This window comes from Streptomyces sp. NPDC049687, assembly GCF_044465285.1.
Lineage (GTDB): Bacteria > Actinomycetota > Actinomycetes > Streptomycetales > Streptomycetaceae > Streptomyces.
Genome location: NZ_JBITLN010000007.1, coordinates 231566 through 255536 on the forward strand (window position 1 = coordinate 231566; position 23971 = coordinate 255536).

The window sequence follows — 23971 nt, forward strand, 5'->3', positions numbered from 1 at the left end:
CGCCCTTCTGCTGTGCTGTGCCCCATGACGTCCAGTACCACTCCCGATCGCGCGAGACCGCTGCGCCGCATCACCGCGCGCGGGCGCAGCGAGACACACCGGGTCGCCTCCCCGCTCGAGCTGTTCTTCGACCTGTGCTTCGTCGTGGCCATCGCCCAGGCGGGCATCCAGCTGGTGCACGCGGTGGCCGAGTCCCATGCGGGCGAGGGCATCCTGAACTACGCGATGGTGTTCTTCGCCATCTGGTGGGCGTGGATGAATTTCACGTGATTCGCCTCGGCGTACAACAACGACGACGTCCTGTACCGGGTCGTCACGCTGGTGCAGATCGCCGGGGTCCTGGTGCTGGCGGCGGGCGTCTCGCGGGCGTTCGAGGATCACGAGTACGTGGCCGTCTGGTCGGGCTACGCGATCATGAGGTGCGCGTTGAGCTCGCAGTGGCTGCGCGTCGCGTGGTCGGCCGAGGGCGCGGAGCGGACGATGGCGCTGCGGTACACCGGCGGGGTGCTGGTCTGTCAGGTCGGCTGGGTGGGGCTGCTGGTGCTGCCGGAGGGCGGCAGGCCCTGGCTGTTCCTGGTGATGGCGCTGATCGAGATGTGTGTGCCGCCCTTCGCGGAGAAGGCCCATCCGACATCGTGGCATCCGCACCACATCGCGGAGCGCTACGGCCTGTTCACGATCATCGTGCTGGGCGAGACGATCGCGGCGGCCACGGTCGCCGTGAAGACCGCCCTCGACGAGGACAACGCGCTCGGCGATTTGCTGCCGATCGCGGTGGGCGGGCTGCTGATCGTCTTCGCCGCGTGGTGGATCTACTTCGTGGTGCCCGTTCACGGCCATCTGCGCTCCAACAAGCGGGCTTTCCTGTGGGGTTACGGCCACTACTTCGTCTTCGCCTCGGCCGCCCCGATCGGTGCAGGTCTGGAGGTGGCGGTGGAACAGGCGGTCGGCAAGGCCCATCTGCCGACGCTCGTCGCGTCGGCGGCGGTGACCCTGCCCACGGCGTTGTACCTGTTCACCGTCTGGGCGCTGCACGCCCGCCACTTCAAGGTGGGGCCGGCCCAGCAGTTGGTACTGCCGGTCACCGCGCTGCTGGTGATCTGCTGCACCTTCCTCGGCAACTGGGCGGTCCTCGCGACCGGCCTGGTGGCGGCACTGGCGGTGGCGACGGGGGTGACGCTGACGGCGCGCATGGGGGCGCGAGAGACCGCGGCGCGGGCTTCGAGCCAGGCCGTCTGACATCGCCATACCCTGTCGCGGGCTGGGCAAGACTGGCTGCCATGACAGTTGACGCTCTGACGGACGTCGCCGGCGTGCGGGTGGGCCATGCCACCCGCACCGGCGACGGGTGGCTCACCGGTACCACCGTCGTACTAGCACCGGAGGGTGGTGCCGTGGCCGCCGTGGACGTTCGCGGCGGAGGTCCCGGCACCAAGGAGACCGACGCCCTGGATCCGCGCAACGTGGTGCAGCGGGTCGACGCGGTCGTGCTGACCGGCGGCAGCGCCTACGGGCTGGACGCGGCGTCCGGGGTGATGGCCTGGTTGGAGGAGCAGGGGCGCGGGGTGCCCGTCGGTCCGGACCCGGCGCATGTGGTGCCGGTGGTGCCTGCCGCATGTGTCTTCGATCTCGGGCGGGGCGGTGACTTCCGGGCCCGCCCGGACGCGGCTCTCGGCCGGGCCGCGGTCGAGGCGGCCGCGGCGAGCGCGCCGGGGACACGGGTGCCGCAGGGGTGTGTGGGGGCTGGGACGGGTGCGGCGGTCGGGCCGATGAAGGGCGGCGTCGGCAGCGCGAGCGTCCTCCTCGACTCGGGGATCACGGTTGCCGCGCTGGTGGTGGCCAACGCTGCGGGTTCGGTGCTGGATCCGGGGACGGGGGTGTTGTACGGGGAGCTGTTCCAGGGGCGCGTCGAGTATCCGGAGGCGCGGGTGCATGGGGCCGCGCGCCGACGTCTCGCCGAGAGCGCCGCGCAGAGCGCTCCTCCCCCGCTGAACACGACGCTCGCGGTCGTCGCCACCGACGCGGACCTGACGAAGGCGCAGGCGCAGAAGCTGGCGGGCACGGCGCACGACGGAATCGCCCGGGCGGTGCGTCCGGTGCACCTCCTCCACGACGGGGACACGGTGTTCGCGTTGGCGACGGGCGCCCGCCCTCTCGACCCGGCACACCCGCTGGCGCTGAACGACATCCTCGCCGCGGGCGCGGACGTCGTGACCCGCGCGATCGTCCGAGCCGTACGCGCCGCCGAGTCGACGGAGGGGGCGGGCGGGGTGTGGCCGTCGTACGGGGAGCTGTACGGGGGCTGAGGGCCGGGGAGGGAGGGCCCTGGGTCCTGGGCCCTCCCCAGGGGGCGGGGGCGATTGTCCTGGTTGTGTCACGCGATGGTGTTCATTGCGCAGGGACGGAACCTCAACGGCCGCCGGTGTCCTCCTTCTTCACGTACTGAAGCGGATCTCGCACATCACATGAAGCTGGAGCAGACCGTGACAACGGCGGACATAGCAGCGCGGCGTGTACTGGGAGCCTGTGCCGCCCTGGTGGTCGGCGCCCTGACGCTGACCGCCTGCGGGGGAAGCGCCAACGCCAAGGGTGACGACGACGCCAAGGGGGGCAAGGCGGCCGGCGCCAAGACGTCCGCCGCGGAGATCGCCATCTCGGCGAAGGACGGTTCGACGGGCGCGTCGATCAACACGACCGGCGTGAAGGTGAGCGACGGCCGGCTGACCGAGGTGAGGATGACGGTGGCCGGGTCGGGGCAGGTGGTCGAGGGATCGCTGTCGGCCGACGGCAGCAGTTGGAAGCCGAAGGAGCAGCTGGAGCGCGGGACGAAGTACGAGATATCGGCGACCGCCAAGGACGCAAACGGCAAGGTGGCCGCCGCCAACTCCATCTTCACCACGGTCACCTCGGCGAACAGCTTCATCGGGACGTACACGCCGGACGACGGGACGACGGTGGGCGTCGGGATGCCGGTGTCGTTCACGTTCGACAAGGTCATCAGTGACAAGAAGGCCGTGCAGTCGCACATCACGGTCACGTCCAGCAGTGGTCAGCAGGTGGTGGGGCACTGGTTCGGGGCGCAGCGGCTCGACTTCCGGCCGGAGGAGTACTGGAAGGCCGGCTCCAAGGTCACGATGAAGATCGACCTGGACGGGGTCGAGGGCACGAACGGCGTGTACGGGGTGCAGAAGAAGACGGTGACCTTCACCATCGGGCGTTCGCAGGTGTCCACGGTCGACGTGAACACGGAGACCATGACGGTGGTGCGGGACGGGCAGACCCTGAAGACGGTGCCGATCTCGTCGGGCAGCCCGCAGCACACCACGTACAACGGCCAGATGGTGATCTCGGAGAAGTTCACACAGACACGGATGAACAGCCAGACGGTCGGCCTGGGCGGGGAGTACGACATCCCGGACGTGCCGCACGCGATGCGTCTGACGACGTCCGGTACGTTCATCCACGGAAACTACTGGTACAACAAGGGCAATCCGCCGTTCGGCCGGGAGGGCACCAGCCACGGCTGCGTGGGGCTCGCGGATGTGCAGGGGGCGCAGGGCGACACGCCTGCCAAGTGGTTCTACGACAACTCGCTGATCGGGGACGTCGTGATCGTCAAGAATTCCCCGGACAAGACGGTGGCCCCGGACAACGGGCTCAACGGGTGGAACATGTCGTGGGCCGAGTGGACGGCCGGGAGCGCCGTGTGACGTGAAGGATGCCGGGTTGCGGGGCAATCGGCCTCTCACCGGCAGCTTCTGACGATTCGTCGGGCTGTGCGGGAACTTTTCGCACGGCCCGCGCGTTTTCCCCGGCGTAGGTTTTCTCGGTTCCAGGACATGATGTCCGACTGAGGGGCTACGGTATGCACCCACAAGGTGACATGCAGCAACGCCGGGAGAAACCTTGAGCGTTCCGTACGAGACGGCAGCGTACGAACCAGCCGAGTCGCCCGAGTCTCCGGAGGAGCATCTCGCGCGGCTCCTCGGCCGTGCCCTGAACTCGTTCGAGCTGCCGGACGACGTCCTTCGGCGGCTCGACTGCGCGCTGGCGCACGACAGCTCGCTGCACTCCGCGCACCACAGCGCGGGGCTGCACCGTGAGACGTACCGGCACACCTGGCTGTTGGCCGACGGGTGTGCGCTGACCCTGTGGGAGCTGGTGCACAACACCGCGCCGGGCAGCGATCCGCAGCACGAGGTGTATGTCGACGAGGAGGAGTTGCGTACCGCCACGGGCCGGCTGCCGTTGCCGCCGGACGAGCCGGACTTCGAGCTTCCGGTGCTGGTGCCGTTGGCGCCGGTCTCCGCGCCCCGGCATGTGTACGTTCCGGACGACTCGGCGGACCATGCGCGTCGGCTGCTGCGCCGGGCGGAGAACACCGACCGGCCCGGTGCGGACACCGCCGAGCTGCTGAGGTCGGCGTTCGCGCATCAGATCACCCAGGCCTTCGGGCGCCCCTGCCGGGCGGGCCGTATCGGGTTGGGCTTCTCGTTGTACGAGCACGCGTTCCTGCTCCGCGACGGTCAGGAGATCTCCCTGTGGGAGGTAGAGCACACGGCGACGCCGGACGGGCGGCACATGTGCGAGGTGTATCCGTCGGAGGAGGAGGCGCGGGAGGCGATGGAGCGGCGGGCGGCGCGGGTCGGCTGAGAAGGCGGCCGCCCGCGGGCACCTGGGGCCCGCCTGAGAAACCGGTTCCCTGCGAACGCCTGCCCCTGAGCGTGGCTCTTCCGAGAGAGACCGAGCGGCCGGCCGCTGCCCCGTCCCGTGGGGCTGCGGCCGGCCGCTCGGGCCGTTCTCCTGCTGTTGGGTTACGCCGCGACCGGCTGCTTCGCCGCGGCCGCCGGGGTGGCCGCGTCCTCCGCCGACGTGGCCGTGGTGCCCTCGACCGGCTTGCGCAGGCCCTTGAGGACGATCACCAGGCCCGTCGTCACGGCCGTACCGATGGCGATGGCCAGCAGGTACAGGAACGGCTTGCCGATGAGGAAGGTGACCCAGATGCCGCCGTGCGGGGCGCGCAGGGTAGAGCCGAAAGCCATGGTCAGGGCGCCGGTGACCGCACCGCCCGCCATGGAGGCGGGGATGACGCGCAGCGGGTCGGCCGCGGCGAACGGGATCGCGCCCTCGGAGATGAAGGAGGCGCCGAGGATCCAGGCGGCCTTGCCGTTCTCGCGCTCGGCCGGGGTGAACAGCTTCTTGCGGACGGTGGTCGCGAGGGCCATGCCGAGCGGGGGCACCATGCCGGCGGCCATCACGGCGGCCATCACCTGCATCGCGGAGTCGCTCGGGTTCTGCACGGCGATGCCGGCCGTGGCGAAGGCGTAGGCGACCTTGTTGACCGGGCCGCCCAGGTCGAAGCACATCATCAGGCCGAGCAGGATGCCGAGCAGGATGGCATTGGTGCCGGAGAGGCCGTTGAGCCAGTCCGTCATGGCCTTCTGGGCCTCGGCGATCGGCTTGCCGATCACGATGAACATCAGGAAGCCGACGACGATCGACGAGATCAGGGGGATCACGACCACCGGCATGATGCCGCGCAGCACCGGCGGTATCTTGACCCGCTGGATGGCGAGGACGACGCCACCGGCCAGCAGACCCGCGACCAGGCCGCCGAGGAACCCGGCGCCGATGTTGACGGAGATCATGCCGCCGACGAAGCCGGGCACGAGGCCGGGCCGGTCCGCCATGCCGAAGGCGATGTAACCGGCGAGGACGGGGATCAGGAAGCCGAAGGCGACCGCGCCGATCTGGAACAGCAGGGCGCCCCAGCTGTCGACCTGGCCCCAGACGAAGTGCTCGGTGACCGGCTTGGCGCCGTTGATCTGGTAGCCGCCGATCGCGAAGCCGAGGGCGATCAGCAGGCCGCCCGCCGCGACGAACGGGACCATGTAGCTGACGCCGGTCATCAGCCACTTGCGCAGCTTGGTGCCGTAGCTGTCGCCGGGGTCGCCCGCGCGCTCCACCGGAGTGGACCCGGACCCGGCCGGCGCCCCGGAGATCTCTCCGCGCGCCGCCTTGTCCCGCACCTGGGTGATCAGTTCGGCGGGGCGGCTGATGCCCGCCTTCACGCCGACGTCGACGGTCGGCTTGCCGGTGAAGCGGTCCTTCTCGCGTACGGGGACGTCGTGGGCGAAGATCACGGCGTCCGCGGCGGCGATGACGGCCGGGTCGAGCCGTGTGAAGCCGGCCGACCCCTGGGTCTCGACGACCAGCTCGACGCCTGCCTCGCGGCCCGCGTTCTCCAGGGACTCGGCCGCCATGTAGGTGTGGGCGATGCCGGTCGGGCAGGAGGTGACGGCGACGATCCGGAAGGGGCGGTCGTCCGCGGCGTCGGTGTCGGGGGTGGTGGCCGTGGCGGCGTCGGCGGAGGCCGCCGCCGACGCCGCCACGGAGTCCTCGGAGGTGACGGCGGCGGTGCCCTCGGCCGGAGCGGCCGTGGCGGCCGGAGGCTCGTCACCGCGGATCAGCGCGGCCGCGGCCGCCGGGTCGCCGGCCGCCCGCAGCGCGTCGGTGAACTCGGTGTTCATCAGCTGGCGGGCCAGGGACGACAGGATCGTGAGGTGGGCGTCGTCGGCGCCGGCGGGGGCGGCGATGAGGAAGATCAGGTCGGCGGGGCCGTCCGCGGCGCCGAAGTCGATGCCGGCGGCGCTGCGTCCGAAGGCGAGGGTCGGCTCGGTGACGTGCTCGCTGCGGCAGTGCGGGATGCCGATGCCGCCGTCGAGGCCGGTGGGCATTTGGGCCTCGCGGGCGGCCACGTCGGCGAGGAAGCCCTCCAGGTCGGTCACCCGGCCCAGGGCCACCATGCGTGCGGCGAGGGACCGCGCCGCGGTTTCCTTGGTATCGGCGGACAGGTCGAGATCGACCAGGTCCGCGGTGATCATGTCGCTCATCGCGGGCTCCTTCGCACGCGTATCGCCCGGGGCGTGGGGTGGGCGGGGGTGGGGACGGGGGTGAGGTGGGGGAAGGGGAGGGCGGGGCGGCCGGTATCGCTCGGTTGCCCGGCCGGGGCGGCGAGTAACAGGAGGGTCGTCATGACACCGGCTCCTTCAGTTCGCGGTCCACCGGCACCTCTGCCGTGACCGTCACCGCCGCCGGGTCCAGGTCGCCCGGGGTCGGCATGACGCTGCCGGGCAGCTGGACGGCCGCCGCGCCGTGCGCGACGGCGGAGGCGAGTGCCGCCGGACCGCTGCCGCCGGCGATCAGGAAGCCGGCGAGCGAGGAGTCGCCGGCTCCGACATTGCTGCGTACGACGTCGACGCGGGCGCTCGCGAACCAGGTGCCCGCCTCCTCCACGAGGAGTTGCCCGTCGGCGCCCAGGCTGGCGAGTACGGCGCGGGCGCCCATCGCGCGCAGTTCCTCGGCGGCCTTCACCGCGTCGCCGACCGTCGCCAGGGGGCGCCCGACGGCTTCCGCGAGCTCCTCGGCGTTCGGCTTCACCACGTCGGGCCGCTCGCGCAGCGCTTCGAGGAGCGCGGGCCCCGAGGTGTCCAGGGCGATCCGCGCGCCCCCGGCGTGCGCCCGCGCGACGACCTCCGCGTACCAGGACGGCGCGAGGCCTCGGGGCAGGCTGCCGCAGCAGGCGATCCAGTCGGCGTCGCGGGACTGTTCGCGCACCGTCTCCAGGAGCAGTTCCTGTTCGGCGGCGGACAGCTCGGGCCCCGGTGCGTTGATCTTGGTGAGGACGCCGTCGGACTCCGCGAGCGCGATGTTGGAGCGGGTGGCTCCGGCGACCGGGACCGGCGCGACCTCGATGCCCTGGGCGTCGAGCAGGTCGGCGACGAGCGCGCCCGGCGCACCGCCCAGGGGCAGGACCGCGACCGTGCGCCGTCCGGCGGCCGCGACGGCGCGCGAGACGTTCACGCCCTTGCCACCCGGGTCCATCCGCTCGCCGGTGGCGCGGATGACCTCGCCGCGGTCGAGGGACGGGACCTCGTACGTGCGGTCCAGGGACGGGTTGGGGGTGACGGTGAGGATCACACCTGTGCTGCTCATGCTCGTACCACTTCCGTGCCGTCGCGCTCGATGGCGGCCGCGTCGTCGGGGCTCAGCCCGCTGTCGGTGATCAGCAGGTCCACGTCGCTCAGGTCGCCGAAGCGGGCGAAGTGCTCCTGGCCGTGCTTGGAGGAGTCGGCGAGCAGCACCACGCGGCGCGCCGCGGCGAGGGCCGCCCGCTTGACCGCGGCCTCGGCGAGGTCGGGGGTGGTGAGCCCGTGTTCGGCGGAGAAGCCGTTGGCGGCGACGAAGAGGACGTCGGCGCGGATCTCGCCGTATGCGCGCAGCGCCCAGGCGTCCACGGCGGCGCGCGTACGGTGCCGTACGCGCCCCCCGACGAGATGGAGCTGCATGCCCGGGTGGTCCGCGAGGCGGGCCGCGATGGGCAGGCTGTGCGTGACGACGGTGAGCTCGGCCTCCAGGGGGATGGCGGCCGCGAGGCGGGCGACGGTCGTGCCGGCGTCGAGGATCATCGTGCCCTCGGAGGGCAGTTCCGTGAGGGCCGCCTTGGCGATGCGGTCCTTCTCGTCGGTGGAGGTGCCCTCGCGTTCGGCGAGGTCCGGTTCGAAGTCGAGGCGTCCGGCCGGGATGGCACCACCGTGGACCCGTCGCACCAGGCCGGCGCGGTCGAGGGCCTTCAGGTCGCGGCGGATTGTCTCCGCCGTCACCTGGAACTCCTCGGCCAGTGACAGGACGTCCACCCGGCCGCTCTCACGGGCGAGCCGCAGGATCTCCTGCTGCCGCTCCGGTGCGTACATGTCCGTTCGCCTCCGACTCATGCCCGAACTTGTGGTTTCGCCTGGGAGGCTACGCCCGGATTTCCAGAAAGTAAACAGGTTCGGGCCCGATTCGGACATGAACGGGCTTTTCGATCAAGCGTCCGGATCGCCTTCGGAGCACTTTCGGATCACCAGGAGATGCTCTGGGCCAGGCCCCGTCCTCCTTCTGCGGCATGCTCGGACGCATGACGACGGACACCCCTGCCCGGCTGCTGCAGCTCCTCTCCCTCCTCCAGACCCCCCGGGAGTGGCCCGGCGGCGAGCTGTCCGAGCGGCTCGGGGTGTCCCGGCGCACCGTGCGGCGGGACATCGACCGGCTGCGTGAGCTGGGATATCCCGTGCAGGCCAGCAAGGGTGCGGACGGCGGATACCGGCTGGTCGCGGGCAAGGCGATGCCGCCGCTGGTGCTGGACGACGAGGAGGCGGTGGCCATCGCGGTCGGACTGCGGGCGGGCGCCGGGCACGCGCTGGCGGGCGTCGACGAGGCGTCCGTGCGGGCCCTGGCCAAGCTGGAGCAGGTGCTGCCCACGCGTCTCCGCCACCGGGTCGCGACGCTCCAGGCCGCGACCACGCCGCTGACCAGCGGGGACGGGGCTAGCATCGCGCCCGAGACACTGACCGTCATGGCCTCGACCGTGGCCGGGCGGGAGCGGCTGCGGTTCGCCTACCAGGCGAAGGACGGCACCGAGTCGCGGCGACTGACCGAGCCGTACCAGCTGGTGTCGACGGGGCGGCGCTGGTACCTGGTGGCGTACGACCTCGACCGGGCGGACTGGCGGACGTTCCGGGTGGACCGGGTGCGGGAGCCGTTCGCGACCGGGGCGCGGTTCCCTCCGCGGGAGCTGCCGACGGGGAGCGCGGCGGAGTATCTGCGGAGATCCATCCAAGGGGGGCAGGCCTCCGAGTACGAGTTCGACGTCGTCTTCCAGGGGCCGCTGGAGTCTGTCGCGGCGCGGCTGCCCGCGGGGATGGGGCAGCCGGTGGAGGACGGCGAGGGCACGTGCCGGCTTCGAGGGTCGACGAGTGATCCGGTGGAGTGGCTGGCGGTGCGGCTGGCGATGGTGGGGTGCGAGTTCTCGGTGCGGGCTCCTGGAGAACTGGTCGAGCACGTAAGGGAGTTGGGAGGCCGGCTGACGCGTGCGAGCGGTGCCACGGAGGCGCACGCCGAGCCTGGCGCGGGGCTCTGAGGACTACTGCCCCGCTTCCCGGAGACTCCGCCCCGCCTCCCTACGACTCCTCCGGGTCCTCCCACCTGAACTCCCGGAGCGCCCCCAGGTTCCTCAACGCCAGTTCCGCGGGGCCCTCCGGGCCGGTGGCCGGGGTGTCGGTCGCCGCCCAGCTCTCCACGGCGACCCGGACCGCGGCGCTCGCGACGGCGGCCGAGAAGCGCTGGTGAGGCGTACGAGGCGGGATGCCGCCGCCCGCCGAGACGCCTCTGGAGACATCCGCGGAGCCCCTCTCGGAGACGTCCGTGGAGACGACGCCGGTGGCGACACGCGTGGAGCGCCCTCGGGAACCGCCCGCCGAGAGTCGTGCCGCCAGTACCGCCGCCAGTGTCTCCTCCGACGCCTGGCACACCTCGGCCCAGATCTTGCCCAGGGCCGGGCTCGTCGTCGCCAGGCGGATGAGGGTGCGGGCCCATTCCCAGGACGCCGCCGAGACACCACGGCCCGGAACGAGGGTGTGGTGGACGGCGTGGGCCAGGGCCTCGGCCACGGGGAGTTCGGGCGGGGCCTCGCGTACCGCTTCCGCCCAGCGCTCGGCGCCCGCCGCGTAGAGAGGGGCGACGGCCTCTTCCTTGGTGGCGAAATAGCGGTAGAAAGTGCGGGGTGCGATGCCTGCGGCCCGGGCGATGTCCTCGGCGCGGGTCGCCTTCAGGCCACGGGCGACGAAGAGGCCCGCCGCCGCCTTGGCGATCTCCATTCGGGTCGCCGCCTTGCGCCGCTCGGTCAGGGAGGCCGTGGCGGGGGTGGAGCTGGTCACACCGGCAGGCTATGCCCCTGTGGCACAATCTGCCATTCGGGCGGGCCACCCCGTGGTTCAGGTACGGGGTGCCCCGCCCACCTCTCCACGCAAGCCACCGCAGCGTGGCCGCGCTCCCGCAGATGCGCCGGTGGCCTCGCCGGATCCTGCCGCCCATGCACCCAGCATGCGCGGGAAACGATGAGCCGGAGCGCGGTGGTGCCGACGCGAGGGATCGAGTCGGGCTCCGGCGCCCGGGGGGAAGGCGCCGAAGCCCGACTCGGAGGGAGTCCCGGCGCCGGGGGGATGTGTGCGTCGGGACGTGGTCCTGGGATGTGCCTTGCGGGGCTTCGGGTTCCGGTATCCGAACTCCCGTGCCCTGAAGACTTGTTCCCCCGGTCCTGGGGGTTGAAGCAGCGCGGCACCGCCGTGTTTGCGCCGGGTTCGGCGGCCCGGCGCACGCGGGCGGCCAGCGCGCCGGGTGTGAACCGCGGGGTTACGCCGCCGCCTCGAAGCCCGTGTCCCGCGCCAGCTTCTTCAGCTCCAGCAGGGCGTGCTTCTCGATCTGGCGGATGCGCTCGCGCGTCAGGCCGTGCTCCTTGCCGACCTCCGTCAGGGTACGCTCGCGGCCGTCCTCGATGCCGTACCGCATCTTGATGATGGACGCGGTGCGCGGGTCGAGACGGTCGATGAGGCCGTCGAGTTCCTCGCTGCGCAGCAGCGTGAGGACCGACTGCTCCGGCGACACCGCCGAGGTGTCCTCCAGGAGGTCGCCGAACTGGGTCTCGCCCTCGTCGTCCACCGACATGTTCAGGGAGACCGGGTCACGGGCCCAGTCCAGGACGTCGATGACACGCTCCGGGCTGGAGCCGAGTTCGGTGGCGATCTCGAGGGGCTCGGGGTCGCGGCCGTGCTCCCGGTTGAACTCGCGCTGGACGCGGCGGATCCGGCCGAGCTCCTCCACCAGGTGGACGGGCAGCCTGATCGTGCGCGACTGGTCGGCGATCGACCGGGTGATGGCCTGGCGGATCCACCAGGTGGCGTACGTCGAGAACTTGAAGCCCTTGCGGTAGTCGAACTTCTCCACCGCGCGGACCAGGCCGGCGTTGCCCTCCTGGATCAGGTCGAGCAGGGGCAGGCCGCTGCGGGGGTAGCGGCGGGCGACGGCGACGACCAGGCGCAGGTTGGAACGGATGAAGATGTCCTTGGCGCGCTCGCTCTCCGCGACCAGGGCCTCGAGTTCCTCGCGGGTGGCGTCGGCCCGGGACTCCTCGTACCCGTCGAGTACCTGCCGCGCGAACACACCCGCCTCGATGATCTGGGACAGCTCGACTTCCTTGGCGGCGTCGAGCAGCGGTGTACGCGCGATCTCGTCGAGATACATGCCGACCAGGTCGCGGTCGGCGATCTCGCCGCCATGGGCGCGAACACTGCTTGCCGCGTCGGTCCCGCCGGTGGCGGACTGACGACGGGCGACGGCACGGGTTGCCATGCGTGCTCCCTTGCGATGGTGGGTCAGCGGGTGGTCCTTGGACACCGCGCACTCGCTCAGCTCGTCCCTGGACTCAAACCGGGACTCTGCTCGGGTGCCCTGCATCCGATGGAAACAACGACTGGAATCAGGACAGAATTCCCAACCGGCACCCCGAATTTTCTGATCATGCAGTACCCTGTCGGGCCGGCACCCGGCCACGCGAGGAGCAGTGATGTCGGCGGAACGTACAGATGTGCAGGTCAGACCGGGAGTCGAGGCAGACCTCGAAGCCCTCACCGACCTCTACAACCACTACGTACGTGAGACGTCCATCACATTCGATACAGCGATCTTCACTCCTCAGGAGCGCCGCCCTTGGCTGCTCTCCCACCCTGAAGACGGCCCGCATCTGCTGAAGGTTGCCGTGGACGCGGACTCACAGGAGATTCTGGGGTACGCCACATCCAGCCCTTACCGGCCGAAGCCCGCCTACTCGACCTCGGTGGAGGTGACGGTCTACGTGGCTCCGGGCGCCGGGCGCCGCGGCATCGGCACGCTCCTCTACGAGGCGCTCTTCAAGGCGCTGGCGAACGAGGACGTGCACCGGGCGTACGCCGGGATCGCACAGCCGAACGAAGCGTCCACGCGGCTGCACGAACGCTTCGGCTTCCGGTACGTCGGCACGTACCGCGAGGTGGGCCGCAAGTTCGGCCGCTACTGGGACGTGGCCTGGTACGAGAAGGACCTCTGAGAGGCCCCCGTGACACCTGGGGCGAGTGCCGAAGGTCCCGTCAGCCGAACTGCACCGACCGCTTCGCCAGTCCCATCCAGAACCCGTCGATCACCGACTTCTGCGCGTCCAGCTCACCGGACACCTCGGCGGCACCCATGGTCACGAACAGCGGGGCGAAGTGCTCGGTGCGGGGGTGGGCGTAGCGGCCGGCGGGGGCCTTGTGGAGGAAGTCGAGCAGGGAGTCCCAGTCACGGGCCTCCATGGCGCGCCGGCCCCAGTCGTCGAACTCCACGGACCAGGCAGGCACCCCGCCCTGGCGCAGGGCGGCGAGGTTGTGGGTGAAGAACCCGGAGCCGACGATCAGGACCCCCTCGTCGCGCAGGGGTGCGAGCTTACGGCCGATCTCCATGAGCTTCACGGGGTCGAGGGTGGGCATGGAGATCTGCAGGACGGGGATGTCGGCGACCGGGAACATCTCGACCAGCGGGACGTACGCGCCGTGGTCGAGGCCTCGGTCGGGGATGTCCTGGACGGGGATCCCGGGGGCGCGCAGCAGCTTGCGCACGCTCTCGGCGAGCTGCGGTGCGCCGGGTGCGTCGTACTTCACCGTGTAGTAGTGCTCGGGGAAGCCCCAGAAGTCGTAGACGAGGGGGACCGGATCGACGGCGCCGAGCGCGAGGGGAGCCTCCTCCCAGTGGGCGGAGACCATGAGGATCGCCTTGGGGCGGGGCAGCTCGGCGGACCAGGCCGCCAGCTCGCCCGGCCAGACCGGGTCGTCCGCGAGGGGCGGGGCGCCATGACTGAGGTACAGGGCGGGCATGCGCTGCATTGCTTGGGTCTCCAGTCTCTCCGGAGCGACTGCTTGAAATCTAAAACGTCGACTGAATACAGCATATGCCCAATTGGTTTAAGATTCAAGGAGCAGAGCTTTACAGTGGAGTACATGACGAAGGCATCCGCATCCGCTGAAGAGCCCCGGTGGCTCACCGACGAGGAGCAGCGCGTCTGGCGCTCCTACGTGCACGCGACCACCCTCCTCGAGGACCACATGGACCGCCAGCTCCAGCGGGATGCGGGGATGCCGCACATCTACTACGGCCTTCTGGTCAAGCTCGCCGAGTCCTCGCACCGCCGGCTGCGCATGACCGAACTCGCCATGCACGCGAAGATCACCCGTTCCCGGCTCTCGCACGCCGTCGCCCGGCTGGAGAAGAACGGCTGGGTGCGGCGCGAGGACTGCGCCTCCGACAAGCGCGGCCAGTTCGCCGTCCTGACCGACCAGGGGCTGGACGTGCTCAGGCGCGCCGCGCCGGGTCATGTCACCGCCGTACGCAACGCGCTGTTCGACCGGCTCACCCCCGAACAGCAGAAGTCCCTCGGCGAGATCATGCAGATCGTCGCCGAGGGACTCCAGCCCAACGAAGCGGGTGCCGACCTTCCCTGGCTGCGTTAAGCGGCCGGGGCTACGCGCGTCAGTGCGCCACCACCGGGATCTGTACGGCGTCCTCGGTGTCGGCCGCCCCCGAGCCGGCCACCGGGCCCATGTCCGGCTTGCCGGCGTTGACGAGGGTCAGGGCGATCGTGGCGGCGGCGACCAGGATGCCGACGGCGAACCAGATGGCGCTGGTGTAGCCGTTCACCATGCCCTCCAGCTGCACCAGTTGCTGCTGCGGCTTGGAGGCGGCGCCGGCGATGTGGTCCTTGATGTACGACGTCGTCGCGGACGCGGCGATCGTGTTGAGCAGGGCGGTGCCGATCGCGCCGCCCACCTGCTGCGAGGTGTTGACCATCGCGGAGGCGACACCGGCGTCACGCGGCTCGACCCCCAGGGTGGCCAGGGACATCGCGGGCATGAACGCCGTACCCATGCCGAGTCCGAGCAGCAGCATCGCGGGCAGCAGCAGGGCCGCGTAGGAGGAACCGATCTCCATGCGGGTCAGCAGCAGCATGCCGAGCGCGGCGACCAGGAAGCCGGGGCCCATCAGCAGGCGCGGGGCGACCCGGGTCATCAGACGGGCGCCGATCTGGGTGGAGCCGGTGATCATGCCCACGATCATCGGCAGGAACGCGAAGCCGGTCTTCACCGGCGAGTAGCCCTTCACGACCTGCAGGTAGTAGGTCAGGAAGAGGAACAGGCCGAACATCGCGATGATCGCGAGGCCGAGGGAGAGGTAGACACCGCCGCGGTTGCGCTCGGTGATCACGCGCAGCGGCAGCAGCGGGGCCTTGACCTTCGACTCGACGACCACGAAGGCGATCAGCAGGACGGCGGACGCCACGAACATGCCGACGGTCATGGAGTCGCTCCAGCCGTCGGACTCGGCGCGGGTGAAGCCGTAGACCAGGGCGACCAGGCCGAGGGTGGACAGGATGACGCCCGGGATGTCGAGGGAGGAGCGGTTGCGGCCGCCCTTGGGCTCACGGATGACGAAGTACGCGCCGGCCGCGGCGACGATCGCGAACGGGATGTTGACGAAGAACGTCCAGCGCCAGTCCAGGTACTCGGTGAGGAAACCGCCGAGGATCAGGCCGACGGCGCCGCCGCCACCGGCGATCGCGCCGTAGATGCCGAAGGCCTTGGCGCGCTCCTTGGCGTCCGTGAACATCACGGCGAGCAGGGAGAGCGCGGCGGGCGCGAGGAGCGCGCCGAAGGCGCCCTGGAGCGCGCGGGCGCCGAACATCATCGCCTCGTTGGTGGCCGCGCCGCCGAGCGCGGAGGCCGCGGCGAAGCCGCCGAGACCGGTGACGAAGGCGCGCTTGCGGCCCCACAGGTCGGCGATCCGGCCGCCGAAGAGGAGCAGGCCGCCGAAGGCGAGGGCGTAGGCGGTGACGATCCACTGCCGGTTGCCGTCGGAGATGCCCAGGTCCTGCTGGGCGGAGGGCATCGCGATGTTCACGATGGTCGCGTCGAGGACGACCATCAGCTGGGCTATGGCGATGAAGGCCAGGGCTTTCCAGCGGTTGGCGTCCGGGACGCCGGGAGCCTTGACGGCTGTTTCAGACATGGGGGTACCCACTTCGGGACTTCGTGACGGAAAAAGGTCGCTTCGGAACAGGAAAGGTCACTTCAGGACGGAAGAAGAGCGTGCCGAGTACACGTGTCGACTGCTCTGGTGGTGCGCTTGCTCTGGTGGTGCGTTCTCATCGCTCAGGCCTGGCGCAGGTCCTCCATGGTCGCGGCCGTGCCGGGCAGGACCGAGCGGGCCGGGGCCCGCAGTCCGTCCAGGAACAGCTGGAGGTGGCGGTGGACGAACCGGTCGGCGCTCAGGCACATCGTGCCCGCCAGCGGCCGGCTGAGCTGGGCAACCGCGATCATCACATCGCCGACGCCGACGTCCGACCGCAGCTGTCCGGCGGCCTTGGCACGGTCCATCAGTTCCTCGATGATCCGCTCGACGCGTTCGCGGGCGGCTACCAGGTCGGGGTGGTGCTGGTCGAAGGTGCTGGAGACCATCGGGCACAGCGCGCTGATCCGCTCGTCCGCGGAGGCGTGCACGAAGCGCTCCAGTGCCGCGAGCGCGTCCTCGGACTCGGCGAGGGCTGCCTGTCCCGCCTGGACCGTGCGGTCCAGCGTCGAGCAGACGACCTCACGCACCAGGGCGTCGCGGTCGGGGAAGTGGCGGTACACCGTGGCGTTGCCGACGCCGGCCCGGCGGGCGATGTCGTCGAGCGGCACATCCGGGCCGAGCTCGGTGAACATCTCGCGGGCGGCGGTGACGATCCGCTCCCGGTTGCGCAGGGCGTCGGCGCGCGGCCGGGGCGCCTTGCGCACTGGGGGGGTCGCGGTCTGCACGGCATACTCCTCGAAAGCAGAGGCGGGGCGATCCGGGGAAGCTCTCCCCGTTTCGCTCGGACACATGGCTAAACGGGGAAGGGGTCCCCGGTTATTTCCCGGAGCCGGAAGTTTTCCGATGTGACCTGAGCCACATGTGCCGGGACCTCTCCTGCCGTCCGGTGATCCCCGCTTGATCCCCGCTTCGTACCGTCCGGCGATCCCCACTTCGCGGTCCGGTGATCACCGCTTCGCATCCCCCGGAGTTCCCTGCTTGGGCTCCCGCAGATCCCCGCCCCGCACTCGGGCCCCTGCCTCGAACCCCCGCAGATCCCGCGCCGCACCCCCCGAGGCCCCTGCCTCGCAACTCCCCAGACTCCGCGCCGCACCGCCACCTATCCCCGCACCCCAGCCATCCCCGTGCCGCACCGCCACGCATCCCGTGCCGCACCGCCACGGGATGCGTGCCTCACCGCACGCATCCCCGCGCCGCACCGCCACCTATCCCCGCGTCCCACCGCCCTGCACCCCCGCGCGGCACGCGATCCCCGCATCGCACCCCCCGGAATCCCGATTCGTACCACCGGGTAATCCCCGATCGGTCGCTTTCAGCGCGCGCCCGCACCCGCTTCGACACAGGGTGATCGAAAGGGTGCAGTCGGTGACCGGGCGGCTGCCTGGAGCGAAAGGCCCTGCATGCAGCCGCAGCCCGTGCCCACCGCCCCGGAACCCCTCCGCCGTCGGATACGCCCGCGCCGCGTCGTCGCCCTCGCGTCCGTGACCGCGCTGACCCTGGCGCTCAGCACCTCGGCCGGCTCCGGCCGTCCCGTCCCGCCCCTCGGACCCGCCAGAGCCGGGGCGGGACCGATCTCCCCGGCCCGTTCCTCCAACCTCGCCCCGTGCATGATCAGCGGCGGCGCGGCCGTGCAGATGTCCGAGGGCGTGCCGACGCCAAGCGGCTACTCCCGCTCCACCGGCACCGTCCGCGCCCTCACCCTGATGATCGACTTCACCGACGCACCGGGCCGGGGCACCGCGCTCAGCCGCTACCACGAGTTCTTCCCGCAGACCGAGAAATGGTTCCGCACGGCGTCCTACGGCCGTCTCGACTACCGCTCCCAGACCCCGATCCGGCGCTGGCTGCGGATGCCGAAGCCGTTCAAGGAGTACGGGATAGACCGGGGCGCCCCCTTCGACCCCGGCTACCGCGAACTCGTCCAGGACATCGTGGCCGCCGCCGACCCGGCGGTGGACTTCCGCGCGTACGACCTGCTGAACGTGCTGGTGACGTCGAACGCGGGCCCTTCCGCGCTGGACACGGTCCTGTCGGTGACGTTCGCCGGGAACACCGAGGCGCCGGTCGCCGACGGGGTGTCGGTGGCCAACGCGTCCTTCGTCTACTCCCGCCAGGACGACGGCTCCGGCTCCTACGACCGCACCGGCTACCGCGTCCTGCCGCACGAGAACGGGCATGTCTTCGGGCTGCCCGACCTCTACACCCAGGACGGCGGGGGCGCGGTCGGGCACTGGGACATCATGAGCGAGGACTGGGGGGCCAACAACGACCTGCTCGGCTGGCACAAGTGGAAGCTGGGCTGGCTGGACGCCTCCCAGGTCGCCTGCTCGGCGGCACGCGGGACGGCCGAGTACGCGCTGACCCCGCTGTGGCGGGCCGGCGGCCCCAAGCTGGTCTTCGTCCCCGTCGACGGCCGCACCGGCTACGCCGTCGAGCTGCGCACCCGTGGTGGCAACGACGAGACGGTGTGCCGGCCGGGCGTACTCGTCTACAAGGTGGACGCGAACATCGACACCGGCATGGGACCGGTGAAGGTGTACGACTCCGCAGAGGACAGCGGGGGCTGCACCCGCAGCCCGAACATCCACGCGGAACTCTCCGACGCGCCCTTCGCCCCCGGCGAGTCCTTCACCGACTCGCAGCGGGGCATCCGCATCACGGTGGCCGGCGCGGACCTGAGGGGCGACTACCGGGTGCGGGTGACCCGGCGGTGAGCTCGTCGTCGTAGGCCCGCATTACGGTAGGGCTGCCCAGACCGCCGTACCGGAGAATCGATGCCCGCGAAGACGATCACCACTCCCGGCGCGGAGTCGGCCGCTCCCCAGGAGGCCGTCGTGCCGCTGATGCGCGGGGTGGCCGTGCTGCGGGAGCTGAGCGGGGCCGGCGGGGCGATGCGGCTGAGCGAGCTGGAGCGGGCCACTGGTCTGGCCCGGTCGACCGTGGACCGGGTCACCGCGACCCTGGCCCGTATGGGGTACGCCCGGCTGGAGGGCCGGGACGCGATCCTGACACCGCGGGTGATGGAACTGGGCAACGCCTACCTGGCCGCCCTCCGGCTGCCCGCACTGCTGGACGCGCGGGCGGACGCCCTCGCCGACGAACTCGACGAGTCGGTGTCCCTGGCCGTCGCCGACCGGGACGGCATCCGTTTCATCCACCAGGCCACCCGCCGCCGCGCGATGTCCCTGAGCTTCCGCATCGGCGACCTGCTGCCGGCCGAACGCACGGCGCCCGGCCCGCTGTTCGCCGCCGAATGGACGGACGCCGACTGGGAGCGCTGGCGCGCACGCCGGACGACGGACCCGCAGGACCGGGGCTTCCCCGCCGTACCGGCCGCCCCGCACCGGGCACCCGACGAGGACTTCGTACGGCGGACCGAGCGCGCGGCGGCGGAGGGCTGGTCGCTGGACGACCAGCTGATCGAGCCGGGCCTGGTGGCGGTCTCCGTGCCGGTACGGCACCCCGGGACCGGGCGGGTCGCCTGCGTGGCGAACGTGGTCAGCCACACCAGCCGGCACACGGCGGCGGACCTGCGCGACACCCTGCTGCCCCGCCTGCGGGCGTCGGTGGCGGCGATGGAGGAGGACCTGCTCCTGGCGCCCCCGGCGGACCCGGGCCCGCCGCCCGCCGGACTCGCCCTGTGGACGGGCGCGTCGAAGCAGGAACTGGGCCGGGGCTTCATCGAGTCCCTGGCACGCGGGCTGACCGTCCTCACGGCGTTCGGGGCGGGCCGGGCCGAGCTGACCCTGGCGGAGGTGGCCAAGGCCACGGGGCTGGCCCGGGCGACGGCCCGACGGGCGCTGATCACGTACGAGCACCTGGGCCTCGTCACCCCCGGCGGCCCCCAGCGGACGTGGGCGCTCACCCCCCAGGTCCTCTCCCTCGGCTTCCCGCCCCTGGCCCGTACGACCCTCCCCCGCATCGCCACCCCGCACCTGGCGGCGCTCGCGGAACGGGTCCACGAGTCGACGGCCCTCGCGGTCCTCACCGACGGGGGCGACGAGATCCAGTACACCGCCGGGGTGGCCGGGCGGCATGTGATGAGCGCGGACGTCACGGTGGGCACCCGGCGGCCGGCGCGGGTGACGGCGGCGGGGCGAGTACTGACGGGGGACCACGAGGGCGGGTTCGCCTTCGTCGACGAGGAGTTGGAACAGGGACTGCGGTCTATCGCGGTGCCGGTGCGGGACCGTACCGGGCGAGTCGTCGCCGCGGTCGGCACGGCGACCCACGCGGCGCGCCGGACGGCCGAGGAGTGCGTGCGCGACATCCTGCCCGAACTGACGGCGACCGCGGGGCTGGTCGAGGCGGATCTGCGGGTGGCGGCACGTTTCACACGGGTGCCGCTGTCCTGACTCGTGTCTTCCGGTGCGTACGCGCTGGTCGCCCCCACATCCAGGACACCATCTAGGACAGGAATCGGCCTAGATCACCGTCCGTTTCCACGCCGTCGACCTGGAGGCCGCGAAGCGCTGGTACACCGAACTCCTCGGTATCCGGCCCTACTTCGAGCGCCCGGGCTACGCCGAGTTCCGCATCGGCGACTACCAGCACGAACTGGGCCTGCTGGACAGCAAGTGCGTCACGGACCTGGGCGCCCACACCGGCACGGCCGGCGGGGTGGTCACCTACTGGCACGTCGACGACGTCCAGGCGACCCTGAACCGCCTCGGGGCTCTGGGCGCCACCGTGCACGAGCCCGTCCGGGAGTTCGGCGAGGGGTTCGTCGGCGCGTCGGTGGTGGATCCCTTCGGCAACGTCCTCGGGATCATGGAGAACCGGCATTACCTGGAGATTCTCGGGGGGCGGTGAGGTGGGACCGCACATCGCCGCCCTCGCGCCGGCGAAGGACGCACACCGGGGCAGGTAGCCCTCGCCTGGCTGCTCGCCCAGCATCCGTCGATCGTTCCGATCCCCGGGACCCGGCGCACCGCGCGCATCGAGGAGAACGTCTGCGCCGCTCGCGTTCCGCTCTCCGCCGACGACGAACTGTCGGACCTCACGAGCTCGCAGGCCTGATCGGGGTCAAGGGAGACCGCTACAACGAGCACCGCATGTCGCTGGTGAACAGGTAGCGGACTGGTTCATGCCGGTCGAGGCCCCCTACAAACCGACACAGGGAGCAGAATGGTCCGACCGCCCTCGCCTCCTGCCCCTCAGCTTCCACCCACCTCGCGCCACGAGTCACAGAGACAGCAGGTCAGAGGCACTCTGGCTCGCCGCCCCGATCTCCTGCCCCTATACGGAGGCCGCTCAGTGGCGTGCATCCGCTACGCTGTCCTTGGTCAGTCGTTCGTACGTCGCGTTGTCCACCCAGGTAGCGCTGCGACAACCATCGCAGGTCAGAGAGGGCGGCCCCTCCGCCCTCAGAACGCGCTTCGAGTGTTCTGGGAACGCTGTCAGCATCGCCGCAGGTCACGACCTGTCAGCCCTCCTCACGCGCACACCTCTTGGGCGCGTATCGGCGCGATGGTTGAGTCTTCCGCTCCACGCCTATCGCTTTCATTCACTCCGGCGCCCCTCAGGGGCGCCGAGGTGGCCATTGCCGGACTCTCAAGGCATGAGACGTATCGCAACCCGCCGACACAGCCACTGTTCACAAGAAGTTGCCGTCATTGACGAGCAGGAGCGTGTCTTGCTCAGACGCTCGCCCGGTGAGAGGGCGTGGAAGCCATTGAGGGCGACAGTGGTCCGCCTCCAGCCGACCGGTTTCTCCCTCGTGCGAATCCAGGACCCTCTGTTCAGTCACTGGTACTTGGCTGCAGTTCCTGTGGTCGGCAAGTACACGTCCCCTCCGACCGCACCGACGCAGGTCGCCACCAGGCACATTTTCGCCGTCCGTCGGGGCCGAATGAGAAACCTCACCCTTCGTCCTTGCTCGAGCACGTCACCAGATGCCGTGTATGCCTGGCACCCCCTGACCGAGGTCGAGGGTGACCTGCATGTGCACCCGCACGAGCTCGGCCCATTTCTGCGGGGCTATCTGGAGGGGTGGATCCCCGGTGGCGTCATCACCCTCACGGAATGAACGACTCACAGTCCTGCCCATGGGCAGGGCAGACGGAGCTCACGAGCGGCTCGACATGATCCGCATGCGGCCGCCCTCGGCTCCTCACAGAGCTCGGCTACCTCGTCGAGGCAGCCCCGTTCGGGTGCACGGGGATGCTGATCATTCGGACTGGCCAGGCGACCACCGCCGTCGGCCTCGCTGCGGACCTCCAACGAACCCTGGCCAAATGCACAGAGCTTCCCGCCAACGGCCAGCAACCGTCTCCGTAAAGCGGCAACAAGAATGCCGACGTCGCTGCCCCTCATGATCTAGACTGGTGTGTACTTGCACCAACACGAGGCGTGTGTCGACTCAACCGGCACGGAGGGACGGGCCCCATGGCGACGTGGGATCATTTCGGCATGCCCCGGAGCAACAACGACCAACTGCCGGCGACGTACATCGCCTCCGGCGAGTGGCTGTACGCCCGGCTCGTCGAGAGCGCCCCCGTCAGCGCGCACTATGGCCAGGCCTTCGCACGCAACCTGGCGACGGCCATGGCGGCCTCCGAGATCGGCCTGCGCACGCTCGGCGACAAGGCAGGCGTCTCCCATGCCACGATCAGCCGACTGCTCCGGGGGATGGTCCTGCCCGACCTGGGGACCCTGGCGCGACTGGAAGTGGCGCTGGGCAAGAGCTTGTGGCCCGGGCCAGCCGCTTGGACGGAAAGAGATCGCAGATTCTGAGCAGCCGCTCAGAGCTGGCATGGGAACGTCGCCCCCATCTCGGCGCACAATATACGCCCGCCATGTCAGTCTGGGTCCCTCAACAGTAGCCCTCAGCATTGTCAGTGGCAGGACGTGCCATTACTGACTTCGGCTCGTCAGGGTGACTTGGGATCGTCGAGGGCCAGGCCGGTGCCGGCTATGAAGCCGTCGAGGGTGTCTGGCCGGTACTGAAGGCGCTTGAGCCTGTTGCGTACGAGGGTCTCGAGTCGGTCCAGGGCGACTACGGCGAGGTTGGCCAGGCTGTGCTTGACGTGCGCCCATACCCCCTCGACGGGATTGAGGTCGGGCGAGTACGCGGGCAGCAGGAATACCGTCAGCCATTCACGCTCGGCGATCAACTCGCGCATGGCGTAGGAGACGTGGGTGTTCAGCCGGTCCCACACCAGCACGATCGGCGCCTTGACGAGTTGGTGGACGCCGTCGATCAGCGCGATGAAGTCACGCTCGCCCATGCTGCGACGCTTGCCCTTGCCTGCGGAGTGGGTGCGCAGACGGTGGCACAGCTGGGTGCGGGAGCCTGGCCGCATCGCGATCAGTCCGGCCACCGACAGGCGCCCCGAGCGGCGGCCGCTGACGGTCACAACCGGGGTGTGGCCGCGCCGGCCCCAGGTTCGTCCTTTGGGCGGCCGTCGGGTGAACCCGGCCTCGTCCTCGAAGCAGATGTAGCCTCCGCAGGCCGCCCGGGCTCCTTTACCTCAGCCCAGGTCGCCTCCTTCCACGCGGTCACGGCCTGCTCGTCGCGTTCGGCGACCCGCCGCGCGGGGACCTGCGGGCTGAAGCCGAGCCGGTGCATCAGCCGGGTGGCACCCGAGACGCTGTAGGAGACGTGGAACTTTGTGCCGGTCAAAGTTGCCACCCTCGCCGCGGTCCACACCTGGTCCTCCACCCATCCATGTGCGGCCGGCCCCTGCTCGAGATACCCGGCGAGCTTTTCCAGGCAGCGTGGTGACAGACGGCATCGCGACCCGCTCGGGCCGCGGGAGCCCAGAGCCTCACGACCGCGGTCCCGCCAAAGCCGGTGCCACTGATAGGCCGATTTCAGGCTCACCCGCAGGCGCCTTGCGACCTCCGGCGGCTTGGTCTTCTGCTCGAACAACTCGGCTGCCTGCATCCGTACCGTCTCCCGGCGCTGCCGCCCCGCAGCGGTCAGCCCCCCCCCATCCGCATACCTCACACAGCACGG

22 protein-coding genes and 1 pseudogene are annotated in these 23971 nt (G+C 70.7%); 13 read left to right on the top strand and 10 right to left on the bottom strand.

All coding sequences use genetic code 11. The features are described from left to right. Positions 1 to 24 precede the first annotated feature (24 nt). From ACIBVL_RS22715 to ACIBVL_RS22730, 4 genes and pseudogenes are all read left to right on the top strand, one after another. Positions 25 to 1239 (top strand): annotated as a pseudogene (locus tag ACIBVL_RS22715) (low temperature requirement protein A). Positions 1240 to 1280: 41 nt separating this feature from the next. Then, positions 1281 to 2306, top strand: coding sequence for a P1 family peptidase (locus ACIBVL_RS22720; RefSeq protein WP_399099085.1), 1026 nt, complete (start codon positions 1281 to 1283; stop codon positions 2304 to 2306). A gap of 177 nt (positions 2307 to 2483) precedes the next feature. Then, positions 2484 to 3710 (top strand): Ig-like domain-containing protein, encoded by a 1227-nt coding sequence (locus tag ACIBVL_RS22725; RefSeq protein WP_399099502.1) that lies wholly within the window; start codon positions 2484 to 2486, stop codon positions 3708 to 3710. Positions 3711 to 3906: 196 nt separating this feature from the next. Then, positions 3907 to 4653, top strand: a complete 747-nt coding sequence (locus ACIBVL_RS22730; protein WP_399099086.1) for a DUF6227 family protein — start codon at positions 3907 to 3909, stop codon at positions 4651 to 4653. Between the two features lie 161 nt (positions 4654 to 4814). Here the strand turns inward: ACIBVL_RS22730 and ACIBVL_RS22735 are convergent, their stop codons facing one another. The 3 genes from ACIBVL_RS22735 to ACIBVL_RS22745 form a co-directional block, all read right to left on the bottom strand. After that, positions 4815 to 6893, bottom strand: a complete 2079-nt coding sequence (locus tag ACIBVL_RS22735; protein WP_399099087.1) for a fructose-specific PTS transporter subunit EIIC — start codon at positions 6891 to 6893, stop codon at positions 4815 to 4817. A gap of 139 nt (positions 6894 to 7032) precedes the next feature. Continuing rightward, on the bottom strand, positions 7033 to 7980 hold the full coding sequence (pfkB, locus tag ACIBVL_RS22740) for a 1-phosphofructokinase (RefSeq protein ID WP_399099504.1): 948 nt from the start codon (positions 7978 to 7980) through the stop codon (positions 7033 to 7035). Between the two features lie 11 nt (positions 7981 to 7991). After that, the gene (locus ACIBVL_RS22745; RefSeq protein WP_399099088.1) at positions 7992 to 8753 is read right to left on the bottom strand and encodes a DeoR/GlpR family DNA-binding transcription regulator; all 762 of its coding nucleotides are present in this window, start codon (positions 8751 to 8753) and stop codon (positions 7992 to 7994) included. A 206-nt stretch (positions 8754 to 8959) separates the two neighbouring features. Between ACIBVL_RS22745 and ACIBVL_RS22750 the strand changes: the two genes are divergently transcribed. Continuing rightward, the gene (locus tag ACIBVL_RS22750; RefSeq protein WP_399099089.1) at positions 8960 to 9961 is read left to right on the top strand and encodes a helix-turn-helix transcriptional regulator; all 1002 of its coding nucleotides are present in this window, start codon (positions 8960 to 8962) and stop codon (positions 9959 to 9961) included. A gap of 40 nt (positions 9962 to 10001) precedes the next feature. Here ACIBVL_RS22750 and ACIBVL_RS22755 read toward each other — a convergent pair whose 3' ends face one another. Both ACIBVL_RS22755 and ACIBVL_RS22760 read right to left on the bottom strand, forming a co-directional pair. Then, on the bottom strand, positions 10002 to 10697 hold the full coding sequence (locus ACIBVL_RS22755) for a TetR family transcriptional regulator (protein WP_399099506.1): 696 nt from the start codon (positions 10695 to 10697) through the stop codon (positions 10002 to 10004). Between the two features lie 535 nt (positions 10698 to 11232). After that, positions 11233 to 12228 (bottom strand): RNA polymerase sigma factor RpoD/SigA, encoded by a 996-nt coding sequence (locus ACIBVL_RS22760; RefSeq protein ID WP_399099090.1) that lies wholly within the window; start codon positions 12226 to 12228, stop codon positions 11233 to 11235. 214 nt (positions 12229 to 12442) lie between these two features. Here ACIBVL_RS22760 and ACIBVL_RS22765 point away from each other — a divergent pair, with 214 nt between their 5' ends. After that, on the top strand, positions 12443 to 12961 hold the full coding sequence (locus tag ACIBVL_RS22765; protein WP_399099091.1) for a GNAT family N-acetyltransferase: 519 nt from the start codon (positions 12443 to 12445) through the stop codon (positions 12959 to 12961). Positions 12962 to 13001: 40 nt separating this feature from the next. Here ACIBVL_RS22765 and ACIBVL_RS22770 read toward each other — a convergent pair whose 3' ends face one another. Next, positions 13002 to 13772 (bottom strand): dioxygenase, encoded by a 771-nt coding sequence (locus ACIBVL_RS22770; protein ID WP_399099093.1) that lies wholly within the window; start codon positions 13770 to 13772, stop codon positions 13002 to 13004. 114 nt (positions 13773 to 13886) lie between these two features. Here ACIBVL_RS22770 and ACIBVL_RS22775 point away from each other — a divergent pair, with 114 nt between their 5' ends. Next, on the top strand, positions 13887 to 14396 hold the full coding sequence (locus tag ACIBVL_RS22775; protein WP_399099094.1) for a MarR family winged helix-turn-helix transcriptional regulator: 510 nt from the start codon (positions 13887 to 13889) through the stop codon (positions 14394 to 14396). Positions 14397 to 14415: 19 nt separating this feature from the next. Here the strand turns inward: ACIBVL_RS22775 and ACIBVL_RS22780 are convergent, their stop codons facing one another. Together ACIBVL_RS22780 and ACIBVL_RS22785 are read right to left on the bottom strand one after the other, a co-directional pair. Further along, positions 14416 to 15948, bottom strand: a complete 1533-nt coding sequence (locus ACIBVL_RS22780; protein ID WP_399099095.1) for an MFS transporter — start codon at positions 15946 to 15948, stop codon at positions 14416 to 14418. Positions 15949 to 16091: 143 nt separating this feature from the next. After that, entirely contained in the window at positions 16092 to 16736 is a 645-nt protein-coding gene (locus ACIBVL_RS22785) for a TetR/AcrR family transcriptional regulator (protein WP_399099096.1), read from the bottom strand. A 675-nt stretch (positions 16737 to 17411) separates the two neighbouring features. Here ACIBVL_RS22785 and ACIBVL_RS22790 point away from each other — a divergent pair. The 6 genes from ACIBVL_RS22790 to ACIBVL_RS22815 all read left to right on the top strand — a co-directional run bounded on the left by ACIBVL_RS22790 (position 17412) and on the right by ACIBVL_RS22815 (position 22746). After that, the gene (locus ACIBVL_RS22790; protein WP_399099097.1) at positions 17412 to 18725 is read left to right on the top strand and encodes a M6 family metalloprotease domain-containing protein; all 1314 of its coding nucleotides are present in this window, start codon (positions 17412 to 17414) and stop codon (positions 18723 to 18725) included. A 60-nt stretch (positions 18726 to 18785) separates the two neighbouring features. Then, positions 18786 to 20366 (top strand): helix-turn-helix domain-containing protein, encoded by a 1581-nt coding sequence (locus ACIBVL_RS22795; protein WP_399099098.1) that lies wholly within the window; start codon positions 18786 to 18788, stop codon positions 20364 to 20366. A gap of 100 nt (positions 20367 to 20466) precedes the next feature. Continuing rightward, the gene (locus ACIBVL_RS22800) at positions 20467 to 20823 is read left to right on the top strand and encodes a VOC family protein (protein WP_399099508.1); all 357 of its coding nucleotides are present in this window, start codon (positions 20467 to 20469) and stop codon (positions 20821 to 20823) included. A gap of 90 nt (positions 20824 to 20913) precedes the next feature. After that, positions 20914 to 21030: a hypothetical protein gene (locus ACIBVL_RS22805; protein WP_399099510.1), complete on the top strand. Its 117-nt coding sequence runs from the start codon at positions 20914 to 20916 to the stop codon at positions 21028 to 21030. Between the two features lie 880 nt (positions 21031 to 21910). Further along, complete coding sequence (locus tag ACIBVL_RS22810) at positions 21911 to 22039, top strand: hypothetical protein (RefSeq protein ID WP_399099099.1); 129 nt, start codon at positions 21911 to 21913, stop codon at positions 22037 to 22039. Between the two features lie 383 nt (positions 22040 to 22422). Then, positions 22423 to 22746 carry a helix-turn-helix domain-containing protein gene (locus ACIBVL_RS22815; protein WP_399099100.1) on the top strand — a complete coding sequence of 108 codons (324 nt, stop codon included), beginning with the start codon at positions 22423 to 22425 and terminating at the stop codon, positions 22744 to 22746. Between the two features lie 137 nt (positions 22747 to 22883). On the opposite strand, the gene ACIBVL_RS22820 is transcribed toward ACIBVL_RS22815, so the two are convergent. Next, on the bottom strand, positions 22884 to 23450 hold the full coding sequence (locus ACIBVL_RS22820) for a transposase (protein WP_399099512.1): 567 nt from the start codon (positions 23448 to 23450) through the stop codon (positions 22884 to 22886). Beyond that, complete coding sequence (locus tag ACIBVL_RS22825; protein WP_399099514.1) at positions 23366 to 23938, bottom strand: winged helix-turn-helix domain-containing protein; 573 nt, start codon at positions 23936 to 23938, stop codon at positions 23366 to 23368. The genes ACIBVL_RS22820 and ACIBVL_RS22825 overlap by 85 nt, the downstream gene beginning before the upstream one ends. Positions 23939 to 23971 lie beyond the last annotated feature (33 nt).